General features: G+C 72.3%; 1 protein-coding gene and 1 pseudogene. Both read left to right on the top strand.

Going from position 1 to position 16,332, the window contains the following annotated elements:
* Positions 1-29 precede the first annotated feature (29 nt).
* Positions 30-10,865 carry a type I polyketide synthase gene (locus ACWC0C_RS44575; protein WP_450870625.1) on the top strand — a complete coding sequence of 3,612 codons (10,836 nt, stop codon included), beginning with the start codon at positions 30-32 and terminating at the stop codon, positions 10,863-10,865.
* Between the two features lie 71 nt (positions 10,866-10,936).
* Positions 10,937-16,332: pseudogene (locus ACWC0C_RS44570) on the top strand (type I polyketide synthase); the annotation flags it as partial.

Raw genomic sequence — 16,332 nt, 5'->3', positions numbered from 1 at the left:
TGATGGCGAAGGAATCGTGGAGGATGGGTATGCCCGCGCCGGACGAGCAGGTTGTTGAGGCCCTGCGGGCCTCGCTGAAGGAGAACGCCCGGCTTCAGCAGGAGAACAGCGATCTCGCTGCCGCGGCCACGGAGCCCATCGCGATCGTCTCCATGGCCTGCCGGTACGCCGGCGGGATCCGCAGCCCCGAGGACCTGTGGCAGGTGGTGTCCGAAGGCACCGACGTCTACACCTCCTTCCCGGAGGACCGCGGCTGGGACCTCGATGGCCTCTACCACCCGGATCCCGACAACCCGGGCACGACATATGTGCGCGAAGGCGCCTTCCTGCACGACGCGGGCCAGTTCGACGCCGCGTTCTTCGGTGTCTCGCCGCGCGAGGCACTGGCGATGGACCCGCAGCAGCGGCAGCTGCTCGAAGTGTCCTGGGAGGCCCTCGAACGGGCCGGCATCGATCCGCACTCGGTGCGTGGCAGCGACATCGGCGTGTTCGCCGGCATGGTGCACCAGGACTACGCACCGGACCTCAGTGGCCACGAGGACTTCCTCAGCCTGGAACGCGCACTCGGCACCGCCGGCGGCGTCGCCTCCGGACGCGTCGCCTACACCCTCGGACTCGAAGGCCCCGCGGTCACCGTCGACACCATGTGCTCCTCCTCGCTGGTGGCGACGCATCTGGCCGCGCAGGCGCTGCGCCGCGGCGAGTGCTCGATGGCGCTCGTCGGCGGCTCCACGGTGATGGCGACGCCGGGCGGCTTCGTCGGCTTCGCACGGCAGCGGGCCCTCGCCTTCGACGGACGCATCAAGTCGTACGCCGCCGGAGCCGACGGCTCCAGCTGGGCCGAAGGTGTCGGCGTCCTGCTCCTGGAGCGGCTGTCGGTGGCCAAGGAGCGCGGTCACCGGATCCTCGCGGTGATACGCGGCAGCGCCGTCAACCAGGACGGCGCGTCGAACGGTCTGACGGCGCCGAACGGGCCCGCTCAGCAGGCCGTGATCCGCAAGGCCCTGGCCGGCGCCGGGCTTTCCGCGTCCGACGTCGACGCGGTGGAGGGCCACGGCACCGGTACGGTCCTCGGCGATCCGATCGAGGCGCAGGCACTGCTCGCAACGTACGGACAGGGCCGGGAGCCGGAGAAGCCGCTGTGGCTCGGCTCGGTCAAGTCCGTCATCGGGCACACGCAGGCGGCGTCCGGCGTGGCCGGTGTGATCAAGACGGTGCAGTCGCTGCGGCACGGCGTGCTGCCGGCGACCCTGCACGTGGACGCGCCGACTCCGCAGGTGGACTGGTCGGCGGGCGCGGTGGAGCTGCTGACGGAGGCGCGGGAGTGGCCGAGGACGGAGGGCCGTCCGCGCCGGGCAGGTGTCTCGTCGTTCGGCGCGAGCGGGACGAACGCGCACCTGATCCTGGAGGAGGCGCCCGCGGATTCCGCTGACGCGTCCGCCGCTGCGGAGACGGCGTCCGGTGGCGTGGTGCCGCTGGTGGTCTCGGCCGGAACCGCCGCTTCCCTGGCGACCCAGGCCGAGCGGCTCGCGGACTTCGTCGAAGGCGCCACCGGCACGTCGCTGACGGACGTCGCGGGCGCGCTGGCGGCGGGCCGTGCGGTGCTGGGTGAGCGTGCGGTGGTGGTGGCCGGTTCACAGGCGGAGGCGCTGGACGGGCTGCGGGCGCTGGCGCGTGGTGAGAGCGCGGCGGGTGTGGTCTCGGGTTCGGGGACGCCGGGCAAGGTTGTGTGGGTCTTTCCGGGTCAGGGCTCGCAATGGGTCGGGATGGGCCGGGAGCTGCTGGCCGATTCGCCGGTCTTTGCGGAGCGGATCACCGAGTGTGCGGCCGCGCTGGAGCGGTGGGTGGACTGGTCGCTCGTGGACGTGCTGCGGGGTGAGGCGGAGCCGGAGCTGCTGGAGCGGGTCGATGTGGTGCAGCCGGCCAGCTTCGCGGTGATGGTGGGTCTGGCCGCCGTCTGGGCGTCCGTGGGTGTCGAGCCGGACGCCGTGGTCGGTCACTCGCAGGGTGAGATCGCGGCCGCGTGTGTCGCGGGTGCCTTGTCGCTGGAGGATGCGGCGAAGGTCGTGGCGCTGCGCAGCCAGGCGATCGCCGAGCAGCTTGCCGGGCGTGGTGGCATGGCCTCGGTCGCGCTGAGCGAGGACGAGGCGGTCGCGCGGCTGGAGCGTTGGTCGGATCGTGTCGAGGTCGCGGCCGTCAACGGCCCGTCGTCCGTGGTCGTGGCCGGTGACGCGCAGGCCCTGGACGAGGCGCTGGACACTCTGGAGGACCAAGGCGTGCGCGTGCGGCGGATCGCCGTGGACTACGCCTCGCACTCCCGGCACGTGGAGCGGATCCGCGACGTCCTCGCCGACGCGCTGGCCGGAATCAGCGCCCAGGCACCGAAGATCCCGTTCTACTCCACCGTCACCGGCGAATGGATCGACCAGGCAGGTGTCCTGGACGGCGGTTACTGGTACCGCAACCTGCGCGGCCAGGTCGGCTTCGGTCCGGCCGTGGCCGAGCTGATCCGCCAGGGCCACGGTGTCTTCGTCGAGGTCAGCGCGCATCCGGTCCTCGTCCAGCCGATCACCGAGATCGTGTACGAGACCGACGGCGACATGCACGCGGTGGTGACCGGTTCGCTGCGGCGCCAGGAAGGCGGGCCGCGCCGCCTGTTCACCTCGATGGCGGAGCTGTTCGTGCACGGCGTACCGGTGCAGTGGACCAAGGTGCTGCCCGCCACGGCGGCGACGGCCCGCGTGGACCTGCCGACGTACGCCTTCGACCACCAGCACTACTGGATCTCGATGGGCGGCTCCGCCACGGACGCGGCATCGCTCGGACTGGCCGCGACCGACCATCCGCTGCTCGGCGCCGTGGTGCAACTGCCGCAGTCCGACGGCTTGGTCTTCACCTCGCGCCTCTCGCTCGCCACCCACCCCTGGCTCGCCGGACACGCGATCGGCGGCGTCGTCATCGTGCCCGGCACCGCCTACGTCGACCTCGCCATCCGCGCCGGCGACGAGTTCGGCTACGGCGTCCTGGAAGAGCTGGTCATCGAGGCACCGCTGGCGCTGCCCGAACGCGGCGGCGTACGCGTCCAGGTCGCGGTGAGCGGAGCCGGCGCGACCGGCTCGCGCACCGTGAACGTGTACTCGCTGCGCGAGGACGACGCGAGCGAGGACGGCACCGGCGTGTGGACGCGGCACGCCACCGGACTCCTGTCGGCCGCACCGAAGGCCGCGCAGGCCGACGTGGACTTCGCCGCGTGGCCGCCGCCCGGCGCGCAGCCGGTCGACGTCGAGAACTTCTACGGCGACCTGGCCGAGCGCGGCTACGCCTACGGGCCCGCGTTCCAGGGCATGCGGGCCGTGTGGCGGCGCGGCGAGGAGGTCTTCGCCGAGGTCGCGCTGCCCGAGGAACAGCGCGAGGAAGCAGGCAGGTTCGGCATCCACCCGGCACTGCTCGACGCAGCCCTCCACACCAACGCCCTCGCCAACCCGGACGACGACCGCAAGGTGCTGCCGTTCGCCTGGAACGGCCTCGTCCTGCACGCCGCCGGAGCCTCCGCACTGCGCGTGCGCGTCGCGCCGTGCGGCCCGGACGCACTGTCGTTCCAGGCCGCCGACGAGACCGGTGGCCTGGTCGTGACCATGGACTCGCTGGTGTCCCTGCCGGTCTCCGCCGACCAGCTCGACGCCGCCGCGGCGGACGAGAGCCGCGACGCGCTGTTCGGCGTGGAGTGGACCGAACTGCCTGCGGCCCAGACCACCGCGCCCGCACCGTCCTGGACACAGGTGGCCACAGCCGAGGACGTGACCGCGCTGGCCGGCACCGCCGCAGCACCGTCGGTGGCGGTCCTGCGGGCCGTCGGCGGCGACGGCGGCGACGGCGGCGACGGCGGCGACGGCGAAGACACAGTGCTGGCCCTGTCCTCGCACGTGTTGAACATGCTGCAGACATGGCTGGCCGAGGACGGCCTGGAGCAGTCACGCCTCGTGGTGCACACGCGCGGCGCGGTGCCCGCCGGTGACGGCGTGGTCACCGACCCGGCCGGAGCGGCGGTGTGGGGCCTGGTGCGCGCCGCGCAGGCCGAGAACCCGGACCGCATCATCCTCCTCGACACCGACCCGGCCTCCGACGAAGGACCGGCAGCCGTCCTCGGCGCGGTACTCGCCGGCGACGAACCGCAGCTCGCGCTGCGCGGCACGGCACTGTCGGCGCCACGGCTCGCACGCGTCACCGGACAGGTCCCGGACGCGCCCGCGGTGTTCCGGCCACACGGCACGGTCCTGCTCACCGGCGGCACCGGCTCCCTGGGCGGCCTCGTGGCCCGGCACCTGGTCGAGCGGCACGGTGTACGCCGTCTGCTGCTGGCCGGCCGGCGCGGTCCGGACGCCGAAGGCGTACGGGAACTGGTCGCCGAGCTCACCGAGCACGGTGCGGCCGTGTCCGTCGTGGCCTGTGACGTGTCGGACCGCGAGCAGGTCGAGGCGCTGCTCGCCGCCGTACCGGACGAACACCCGCTGACCGCCGTCGTGCACCTGGCCGGAGTGCTCGACGACGCGGTCATCGCGACGCTCACACCGGAGCGCCTCGCCGCGGTGTTCGCACCCAAGGTGGACGCGGTGCGCCACCTCGACGAACTGACCCGCGACCTGGACCTCGACGCGTTCGTCGTGTTCTCGTCCGCCGCCGCTCTCATGGGATCGGCGGGCCAGGGCAACTACGCGGCCGCGAACGCCTACCTCGACGCACTCATGGCCAAGCGCCGCGCGGCGGGCCTGCCCGGACTGTCACTGGCCTGGGGCCTGTGGGAGCAGAGCGACGGCCTGACCGCGCACCTCAGCGCCGTGGACCAGGCCCGCATGAGCCGCGGCGGCGTCCTCGCGCTGACCCAGGCCGAAGGCCTGCGCATCCTCGACACCGGCCTGCACATGGGCCAGGCACTCCTCGTGCCGATCAAGCTGGACCTGAAGACACTGCGCGGCCAGGCCACGGCCGGCGAAGCAGTGCCGCACCTGCTGCGCGGCCTGGTACGCGCCGGCCGGCGCACGGCGCGGACGGTCGCCGGTGACAGCAGCGCGCTGGTCCGCCGGCTCGCCGGGCTCTCCGCGGACGAGCAGGAGAGCGTCCTGCTGTCCGTCGTCCAGGCCGAGGCAGGCGCCGTACTCGGCTTCACCAGCCCGGAACTGACACAGGGCACCAAGGGGTTCGGCGACCTCGGCTTCGACTCGCTGACCGCCGTCGAACTGCGCAACCGACTCAGTGGCGCGACCGGAGTCAAGCTGCCCGCCACGCTGATCTTCGACTATCCGACCCCACAGGCCCTCGCCCGCTATCTGCGCGAGGAACTCGGGGACAGCGCCGTCGACGCACCCGCCGCGACCGCCGCCGCGGGCACGGACCCCGACGAGCCGATCGCGATCGTCGGCATGGCCTGCCGGCTGCCCGGCGGAGTGACCGGCCCGGAGTCCCTGTGGAGCCTGGTGCAGGAAGGCCGCGAGGGCATGTCCGGCTTCCCGGACGACCGCGGCTGGGACCTGGACAGCCTGTTCGACGAGGATCCGGACCACGCGGGCACGTCGTACTCCACCAAGGGCGGCTTCCTACAGGGCGCCGGAGACTTCGACGCGGGCTTCTTCGGGATCTCGCCGCGCGAGGCGCTGGCGATGGACCCGCAGCAGCGGCTGCTCCTCGAAACCACCTGGGAGGCGCTGGAGAGCGCGGGCATCGACCCGACCGCGGCACGCGGCGACAACATCGGCGTGTTCTCCGGCGTCTCCATTCACGACTACGTCGAGTCCCTGACCAGCCTGCCCGCCGAACTCGAAGGCTTCGCCACCACCGCCACCGCCGGAAGCGTGGCCTCGGGCCGGGTGTCGTACGTCTTCGGCTTCGAGGGCCCGGCGGTCACCGTGGACACGGCGTGCTCGTCGTCGCTGGTGGCGATGCACCTGGCCGCGCAGGCGCTGCGGCAGGGCGAGTGCTCTACGGCGCTCGCCGGCGGCGTCGCCGTGATGGGATCGCCGATCGGCGTCCTCGGCATGTCGCGCCAGCGCGGTCTGGCCGCCGACGGCCACTGCAAGGCGTACGCCGACGACGCGGACGGCACCGTGCTCTCCGAGGGCGTGGCCCTGGTCGTGCTGGAGCGGCTGTCGGTGGCACGGGAGCGCGGGCACAAGGTGCTGGCGGTGCTGCGCGGCAGCGCCGTCAACCAGGACGGCGCGTCCAACGGCCTGACCGCTCCGAACGGTCCTTCGCAGCAGCGGGTCATCCGCAAGGCGCTGGCCAACGCCGGGCTCGCTCCGGCGGACGTGGACGTCGTGGAGGGCCATGGCACGGGTACGGTCCTCGGCGATCCGATCGAGGCGCAGGCGCTGCTGGCGACGTACGGCCGCGACCGGGATCCGCAACAGCCGCTGTGGCTCGGGTCGTTGAAGTCGAACCTCGGACACACGCAGGCCGCCGCCGGTGTGGCCGGCGTGATCAAGATGGTGCAGGCCCTGCGGCACGGCGTACTGCCTCCGACGCTGCACGCGCAGCAGCGCACGACGAAGGTGGACTGGACGGATGGCGCCATCGAGCTGCTGACCGAGGCGAGGGAGTGGCCGCGGGACGGTCGTCCGCGTCGTGCGGGCGTGTCCTCGTTCGGTATCAGCGGGACGAATGCGCATCTGATCCTGGAGGAGGCGCCGGAAGAGGCGGCACAGCAGTCGTCGCTCGTGTCCACGGGCGTGGTGCCGCTGGTGGTGTCGGCGCGGAGTGCCGGTTCGCTGGCAGGTCAGGCGGGTCGGCTCGCGGCGTTCATCGAGAGTGCCGAGGACGCCGGTCGGGTGCCGCTGGCGGGTGTCGCTGGAGCGCTGGTCGCCAACCGGGCGCTGTTGGGTGAGCGTGCGGTGGTCGTGGCCGACTCCGACGAGGAGGCACTGGCCGGGCTGGGTGCGCTGGCGCGTGGTGAGAGCGCGTCCGGTGTGGTGTCCGGGAGCACGGGCTCCGTACCGCCGGGCAAGGTCGTCTGGGTGTTTCCGGGTCAGGGCTCGCAATGGGTCGGGATGGGCCGGGAGTTGCTGGCCGATTCGCCGGTCTTTGCGGAGCGGGTTGCGGAGTGTGCGGCCGCGCTGGAGCCGTGGATCGACTGGTCGCTCGTGGACGTCCTGCGCGGGCAGGCGGAGCCGGAGCTGCTGGAGCGCGTGGATGTCGTGCAGCCGGCCAGTTTCGCGGTGATGGTGGGTCTGGCCGCGGTTTGGTCGTCGGTGGGTGTGCTGCCGGATGCGGTGGTTGGTCACTCGCAAGGTGAGATTGCGGCTGCGTGTGTGTCCGGTGCTCTGTCGTTGGAGGATGCGGCGAAGGTCGTGGCGCTGCGCAGCCAGGCGATTGGTGAGCGGTTGGCCGGGCGTGGTGGCATGGCTTCCGTCGCGCTGACGGAGGACGAGGCGGTCCGGCGACTGGAGCGTTGGTCGGATCGTGTCGAGGTCGCGGCCGTCAACGGCCCGTCCTCTGTGGTCGTGGCCGGTGACGCGCAGGCCCTTGACGAGGCGCTGCGAGTCCTGTCGGACGACGGTGTCCGGGTGCGGCGCGTGGCCGTGGACTACGCCTCGCACACGCGGCACGTGGAGGACATCCGCGAGACGCTGGCCGACACTCTCTCCGGCATCGATGCTCAGGCGCCGCTGGTGCCGTTCTACTCGACCGTCACCGGCGCATGGATCGATGAAGCCGGCGTCCTGGACGGCGACTACTGGTACCGCAACCTGCGCGGCCAGGTCGGCTTCGGCCCGGCCACAGCCGAGCTGATCCGCCAGGGCCACGGTGTCTTCGTCGAGGTCAGCGCGCATCCGGTCCTTGTCCAGCCGGTCACCGAAGCCCTCGATGAGAGCGACACGGACGCGGTGGTGACCGGTTCGCTGCGCCGCGAGGAAGGCGGTCTGCGCCGGCTGCTGGCCTCGATGGCCGAGGTGTTCGTCCGTGGCGTGCCGGTGGACTGGAGCGGCGTGCTCCCGAACGACCTGGCCAAGTCGGCTCCGACCGACCTGCCGACGTACGCCTTCGACCACCAGCACTACTGGCTCCACACGGCACCGACCGCCACCGACGCGACGTCACTGGGACAGGCCGCCGTCGATCATCCGCTGCTCGGTGCCATGGTCCGACTTCCCCACTCCGAAGGGTTGTTGTTCACGTCGCGCCTGTCGCTGAAGACGCATCCGTGGCTCGGCGATCACCTCCTCGGTGGAGTCGTCGCCCTGCCTGGCTCGGGCCTGGTCGAGATGGCCATACGGGCCGGTGACGAGGCCGGCTGCGGTGTGCTGGACGAGCTGGTGATCGAGGCGCCGCTCGTGGTGCCCGAGCAGGGTGGCGTACGGGTCCAGGTCGCCGTGGGCGGGCCGAGCGAGAGCGGCTCGCGGACCGTGGAGATCTACTCGCAGCGCGAGGACGCGAACGGCGACGCGCAGACGTGGACGCGGCACGCCACCGGCATGCTGTCGGACTCGGAGTCGGAGTCGGCTTCGAACCGAGGAGCGGATTACGACTTCGCGGCTTGGCCGCCGGCCGGTGCGGAGCCTGTCGAGGTCGGCGACTTCTACGGCGGACTGGTCGAGCAGGGTTACGAGTACGGCCCGGCGTTCCAAGGCGTGCGTGCGGTGTGGCGGCGCGGCGAGGAGGTGTTCGCCGAGGTCGCGCTGCCCGAGGAACAGCGCAAGGACGCCGCGAAGTTCGGCATCCACCCGGCGCTGCTCGACGCCGCCCTGCACGCCCACTCGCTCAGCGGTACGGCGCCGGACGGCGACACAGTGCGCCAACCGCTCGACTGGAACGGCCTGGTGCTGCACGCTTCGGGCGCCTCGGCGCTGCGTGTGCGGCTGCTCGTCGACGGGTCCGACGTGCTCGCGCTGGAGGCGGCGGACGAGGCCGGCGGTCCGGTGGTGGCGGCGGACTCGCTGGTGATGCGGGAGCTGTCCGCCGAGCAGCTGGCCCGCTCCGGTGACTCGGCCGTCACCGACTCGCTGTTCCAGGTGGAGTGGACCGAGCTGCCGTCGGCGAAGGACGCCGTGGCCGTCGCGCCGTCGTGGGCACAGGTGGACTCGGCCGAGGACGTGGCGGCGCTGGCCGGTGCCGGCGATGTGCCGGCGACGGCGGTCCTGCGGGCCGTCGGCGGTGACGGCGAGGACGCTGTACTCGCCCTGACCGCACGGGTGTTGAGCGTGGTGCAGGCGTGGCTGAGCACCGCCGGTCTCGAGGAGTCGCGGCTCGTCGTGGCCACGCGTGGCGCGGTGCCTGCCGGTGGCGACGGCGCGGTCTCGGACCCGGCCGGAGCGGCCGTCTGGGGCCTGGTGCGTGCCGCGCAGGCCGAGAACCCGGACCGGATCGTTCTGCTCGACACCGACCCGGCGGCTTCGGCGGCTTCGGCGGATTCGGAAGCTTCGGAGGCGGCCATCCTGGCCGTGGCACAGGCAGGCGGCGAGCCGCAGATCGTGGTGCGCGGCACGGCCCTCCACGTACCTCGCCTCGCTCGCGCCACCGCTCAAGGTACGGACGCGGTACCGGTGTTCGGCCCGCAAGGGACGGTTCTGATCACGGGCGGTACCGGATCGCTGGGCGCGCTCGCGGCCCGGCACCTGGTCTCCCGATACGGCGTACGACACCTGGTCCTGGCCAGCCGGCGCGGTCCGGACGCCGAAGGCGCGCGGGAACTGGTCGCCGAGCTCACCGAACAGGGCGCGACCGTCTCCGTCGTGGCCTGTGATGTGTCCGACCGCGACCAGGCACAGGCCCTGATGGCCTCGATATCCGAATCCGGCACACAGCCTCTGCGCGGTGTCGTGCACACGGCCGGTGTCCTGGACGCCGGTGTGATCGGAGCGCTGACTCCGGAGCGGCTGGCGCGGGTGTTCGCGCCGAAGGTGGATGCCGTACGTCATCTGGACGAGCTGACGCGTGGTCTGGAGCTGGACGCGTTTGTCGTCTACTCGTCCGTGTCGGCGGTGTTCATGGGTGCGGGCAGTGGCAGTTACGCGGCGGCCAATGCCTTCCTGGACGGTCTGATGGCCACGCGCCGGGCGGCCGGTCTGCCTGGACTGTCGCTGGCCTGGGGTCTGTGGGAGCAGAGCAGCGGCATGGCGGCCAACACCGACGACCTCACTCGGTCCCGGATGAGCCGGCGCGGTGGCCTTCAGATGATGAGCCTGGCAGAGGGCATGGAGCTGTTCGACGCCGCGCTGGCGTCGGAGCAGTCGCTGCTCGTGCCGGCCAAGCTGGACCTGCGGGCCGTGCGCGCCGAAGCGGCGGCGAGCGGCGGCGTGCCGCACATGCTGCGCGGCCTGGTCCGTGCCGGCCGCCAGCAGGCGCAGACGGGATCCGCCAGGGACGGCGAGCTGCTGCGCCGCCTCACCGGTCTTGCGGCCGCCGACCAGGAGAAGGCTCTCGTGGACCTGGTCCGTACTCAGGCCGCGGTCGTGCTCGGACACGCCGGACCGGACGGTGTCCGGCCGGACACGGCCTTCAAGGACACCGGGTTCGACTCGCTCACATCCGTCGAACTGCGCAACCGGCTGCGCGAGGCGACCGGCCTGAAACTGCCCGCCACGCTGGTCTTCGACTATCCGAACCCGCAGGCCCTGGCCCGCCACCTGCACACCGAACTGTTCCCGGACGGCACCGCGGCCGCACCGGACGTGGACGAGGCACGGCTGCGGCACGCACTCGCATCGCTCCCGCTGGCCCGGTTCCGAGCGGCCGGACTGATGGACGCCCTGGTCAAGCTGGTCGCCCTCGACGACGGCGAACCCGCCACCGGCGCACTGGACGACACCGACGACGAGAAGGCGATCGCCGACCTGAACGTCGACGATCTCGTGCAGCTGGCGCTCGGCGACAACTAACCCTGCGACACCCGGAAGATTGGGGAATTCAAGTGAGTGCGTCGTACGAAAAGGTCGTCGAGGCGCTACGGGCGTCGCTCGAAGAGGTCGGCTCGCTGAAGAAGCAGAACCGCCGGCTCGCCGACGCCTCGCGGGAGCCGGTGGCCGTGGTGGGCATGGCGTGCCGGCTGCCCGGCGGAGTGGCGGGCCCGGAGGACCTGTGGCGACTGGTGCGTGACGGCCGCGACGCCGTGACCGGGTTTCCCGAGGACCGTGGCTGGGACCTGGAGGGCCTGTTCGACCCGGACCCGGAGCGTGCGGGCACCACGTACACCGATCAGGGCGGCTTCCTCCATGAGGCGGGCCTGTTCGACGCCGGGTTCTTCGGGATCTCGCCGCGCGAGGCGCTGGCGATGGACCCGCAGCAGCGACTGCTCCTGGAGGCCTCCTGGGAGGCGCTGGAGAGCGCCGGCATCGACCCGGTCTCGGTGAAGGGCACCGATGTCGGTGTGTTCTCCGGCGTGTTCGGACAGGGCTATGTGGCACCGGGCGCCAGCGTGGTCACTCCGGAACTGGAGGGATTCGCGGGCACGGGCGGGTCGACGAGTGTGGCATCGGGCCGGGTGTCGTACGTCTTCGGCTTCGAGGGCCCGGCGGTCACCATCGACTCGGCCTGCTCGTCGTCGCTGGTGGCGATGCACCTGGCGGCGCAGGCGCTGCGGCAGGGCGAGTGCTCGATGGCGCTGGCCGGCGGCGCGACCGTGATGGCCAACCCCGGTGCCTTCGTGGAGTTCTCGCGCCAGCGCGGCCTGGCCACCGACGGCCGCTGCAAGGCGTACGCGGACGGCGCGGACGGCACGGGCTGGGCCGAGGGCGTCGGCGTGGTCGTGCTGGAGCGGCTGTCGGTGGCGCGCGAACGGGGTCACAAGGTGCTGGCGGTGCTGCGCGGCAGCGCCGTGAACCAGGACGGCGCGTCCAATGGCCTGACCGCTCCGAACGGGCCCGCGCAGCAGCGTGTCATCCGCGGCGCTCTGGCCAACGCCGGTCTGGGCCCGGACGACGTGGACGTGGTCGAGGGCCATGGCACGGGTACGGTCCTCGGTGACCCGATCGAGGCGCAGGCGCTGCTGGCGACGTACGGACAGGGCCGGGACGCGGAGAAGCCGCTGTGGCTCGGGTCGTTGAAGTCCAACATCGGACACACGCAGGCCGCCGCCGGTGTGGCCGGCGTGATCAAGATGGTGCAGGCGTTGCGGCACGGTGTGCTGCCACGGACACTGCACGTCGACGCTCCCACATCCAAGGTGGACTGGTCCGCCGGTGCGGTGGAGTTGCTGACGCAGGCGCGGGAGTGGCCGAGGACGGAGGGGCGTCCACGCCGGGCTGGTGTGTCGGCGTTCGGCGTCAGTGGCACGAACGCGCATCTGATCCTGGAGGAGGCGCCCGAAGAGGCGGCGCAGCAACCGGCGCTCGGGTCCACGGGTGTGGTGCCGCTGGTGGTGTCGGCGCGCAGCGCAGCCTCGCTGGCCGGTCAGGCGGAGCGGCTCGCGGCGTTCATCGAGAGTGCCGAGGAAGTGTCGCCGGCGTCGGTGGCCCGGGCGCTCGTTACCGGCCGTGCGGTGCTGGGTGAGCGTGCGGTGGTGGTGGCCGGTTCACAGGCGGAGGCGCTGGCTGGACTGGGTGCGCTGGCGCGTGGTGAGAGTGCGGCGGGTGTGGTCTCGGGTTCGGGGACGCCGGGCAAGGTTGTGTGGGTGTTTCCGGGTCAGGGCTCGCAATGGGTCGGGATGGGCCGGGAGTTGCTGGCCGAGTCGTCGGTCTTTGCGGAGCGGATCGCCGAGTGTGCGGCTGCGCTGGAGCGGTGGGTGGACTGGTCGCTCGTTGAGGTGCTGCGGGGTGAGGCGGAGCCGGAGCTGCTGGAGCGGGTCGATGTGGTGCAGCCGGCCAGCTTTGCCGTGATGGTGGGCCTGGCTGCCGTTTGGTCGTCGGTCGGGGTGCGTCCGGATGCGGTGCTGGGGCACTCGCAGGGTGAGATCGCGGCTGCGTGTGTGTCCGGTGCTCTGTCGCTGGAGGATGCGGCGAAGGTCGTGGCGCTGCGCAGCCAGGCGATCGGCGCGCAGCTTGCGGGGCGTGGTGGCATGGCTTCGGTCGCGCTGAGCGAGGACGAGGCGGTCCGGCGGCTGGAGCGTTGGTCGGATCGTGTCGAGGTCGCGGCGGTCAATGGCCCGTCGTCCGTGGTGATCGCCGGTGACGCGGAGGCTCTGGACGAGGCGCTCGCAGCTCTCGCGAACGACGGTGTTCGCGTGCGGCGCGTCGCGGTGGATTACGCCTCGCACACCCGCCATGTGGAGGACATCCGCGAAACGCTCGCCGAGACCCTGTCCGGCATAGATGCTCAGGCGCCGGCGCTTCCCTTCTACTCGACCGTCACCGGCGCATGGATCGCTGAAGCCGGTGTCCTGGACGGCGACTACTGGTACCGCAACCTGCGCGGCCAGGTCGGCTTCGGCCCTGCCGTCGCCGACCTGATCCGGCAGGGCCACGGTGTCTTCGTCGAGATCAGCGCGCATCCGGTGCTGGTCCAGCCGATCACCGAGACCTTCGACACGAGCGGCGCCGACACCGACGCCGTGGTGACCGGTTCGCTCCGCCGCGAGGAAGGCGGTCTGCGCCGCCTGCTGGCCTCCATGGCCGAGGTCTTCGTGCGCGGCGTCAACGTGGACTGGACCGGCGTCCTCCCGGCCGCCGGGACCAGGCAGCTCGCACACATCGACCTGCCGACGTACGCCTTCGACCACAAGCACTACTGGCTGCGGGAGACCGGATCGGCGACGGACGCGGCGTCTCTCGGGCAGGCGGCGGCCGATCATCCGTTGCTCGGTGCCGTGGTGCGGTTGCCGCAGTCGGACGGTCTGGTCTTCACGTCGCGTCTGTCGCTCAAGTCCCATGCCTGGCTGGCCGATCATGCCGTCGGCGGAGTCGTCATCCTTCCCGGCAGCGGCCTGGTCGAACTGGCCGTACGGGCCGGTGACGAGGCCGGTTGTGGTGTGCTGGACGAGCTGGTGATCGAGGTGCCGCTCGTGGTGCCGCAGCAAGGTGGTGTACGGGTCCAGGTCGCCGTCGGCGCGCCGGGCGAGAACGGCTCGCGGACCGTGGAGATCTACTCGCAGCGCGAGGATGCCGCCGAAGACGGTGAGGCATGGACGCGGCACGCCGCAGGCACGGTGTCGGCCGCGTCGGCGGCGCAGGAGAACGACGTCGACTTCGCCGCGTGGCCGCCCGTCGCCGCGGAGTCCGTCGAGGTCGGCGACTTCTACGGCGACCTGGCCGAGCGCGGTTACGGCTACGGGCCGGCGTTCCAGGGGGTACGGGCGGTGTGGCGGCGCGGCGAGGAGGTCTTCGCCGAGGTCGCGCTGCCGGAGGAACAGCGCAAGGACGCCGGCCGGTTCGGTGTCCATCCGGCGCTGCTCGACGCGGCTCTGCAGGCCGCGACGATCGGGAACGCGGCCGGCGCGGAGGCGGACGACTCCGCGGCGCCGGTGCTGGCGTTCGCGTGGAACGGCCTGGTGCTGCACGCCTCGGGCGCCTCGGCGCTGCGCGTGCGGATCGCGCCGAACGGTGCGGACACGCTGAGGGTCCAGGCGGCCGACGAGGCGGGCGGCCTGGTGGTGACGCTGGATTCGCTGGTGTCACGGGCCGTTTCCGCCGAGCAGTTGCAGACGCCGGTCGACACGGCGGTCGCCAACGCGCTGTTCCGGCTGGAGTGGAGCGAACTTCCGGCGGTTCCCGGGTCGGAGCTGCCGCCGTCGTGGGTGCCGGTGACGACGGCCGACGACGTGGCGGCCGTGGCCGCGAGCGGTGCCGCACCGGCGGTGGTGGTCCTGGAGGCCGTCGGTGACGACGGCGAGGACGCCGTACTCGCTCTGACCTCCCGGGTCCTGGAAGTGGTCCAGACATGGCTGACTTCGGACGGCCTGGAGGAGTCGCAGCTGGTCGTGGCGACCCGTGGCGCGGTGCCCGCCGGCGCCGACGGCGCGGTGACGGACCCGGCCGGAGCGGCGGTGTGGGGCCTGGTGCGTGCCGCCCAGTCCGAGAACCCGGACCGCTTCGTCCTCCTCGACACCGATCCCGCCGACGAAGGCGCCGTGGACTCGGTCCTCGACTCCGTGCTGGGCCCGGTGGTGGCCGCGCAGGAGCCGCAGGTCGCCGTCCGCGCCGCAGGCATGTCGATTCCGCGGCTCGCTCGCTTCACCGGTCATGTCGCGGACACCGCGGCGACGTTCGGGCCGGAAGGGACCGTTCTGATCTCCGGCGGCGGATCGCTCGGCGCTCTGGCGGCCCGGCACCTGGTCGTCCGGCACGGCGTGCGGCACCTTGTCCTCGCCAGCCGGCGCGGCCCGGACGCCGACGGCGTGCAAGAGCTACGGGACGAACTCGCCGAACAGGGAGCGGAGTTGGCCGTCGTGGCCTGTGACGTCTCCGACCGCGAGCAGATCGAGGCACTGCTGGCCGCGCTGCCGCAGGCACAGCCTCTGCGCGGTGTGGTGCACACGGCCGGTGTGTTCGACGACGGACTGATCGGCGCGCTGACGCCGGAACGGCTGGCCAAGGTGTTCGCGCCGAAGGTGAATGCCGTACGCCACCTCGACGAGCTCACGCGCGGCCTGGACCTGGACGCGTTCGTCGTCTACTCCTCCGTGGCAGGCCTGTCCGGAGGCGCGGGACAAGGCAACTACTCGGCGGCGAACGCCTTCCTGGACGGACTGATGAGCAGCCGACGGGCCGCGGGCCTGCCCGGGCTGTCGCTCGCCTGGGGCCTGTGGGAGCAGTCGCTCGGCATGGCCGGCCACCTCAGCGCCGTCGACCAGGCGCGGGCGAGCCGCAGCGGTGTGCTGGAGATATCGGCAGCCGAGGGCATGGAGCTGTTCGACGCCGCTCTCGGCGCCGGGCAGGCGCTCCTCGTGCCGGTCAAGCTGGACCTGCGCGGCGTGCGGGCCGACGCAACGGCGGGCGCGGCCGTGCCGCACCTGCTGCGCGGACTCGTACGGACGAGCCGGCAGCAGGCTCGCGCGGCGAGCACCGCCGACGAGAACAAGCAGCTGTCCGACCGGCTGGCCGGACTCACGGCCGCCGAACAGGAGGCGCTGCTCCTGGACCTGGTGCGGACCCAGTCCGCCGTCGTGCTCGGCCACAGCGAGGCGGAGGGCGTCCGCTCGGACACCGCCTTCAAGGAACTCGGCTTCGACTCGCTCACCTCGGTGGAACTGCGCAACCGGCTGCGCGAGGCGACCGGCCTGAAGCTTCCTCCCACGCTCGTCTTCGACTACCCGAATCCGCTGGCCCTCGCCCGTCATCTCCTGGAGGAGTTCGGCGACATCGCGGCGCCTCGGTCGGCGGCACCGGTGACCGATACGGTCACGCCCGCCGATCCGGACGAGCCGCTGGCCATTGTCGGTATGGCGTGCCGGCTGCCGGGTGGTGTCTCCTCGCC

The organism is Streptomyces sp. NPDC001709 (assembly GCF_053596375.1).
This window is presented reverse-complemented; position numbering and strand designations above follow the sequence as displayed.

Bases quoted from the DNA above. Each gene is read 5' to 3' on its own strand.
- ACWC0C_RS44575 (WP_450870625.1), top strand. From the start codon at position 30: ATGCCCGCGCCGGACGAGCAGGTTGTTGAGGCCCTGCGGGCCTCGCTG.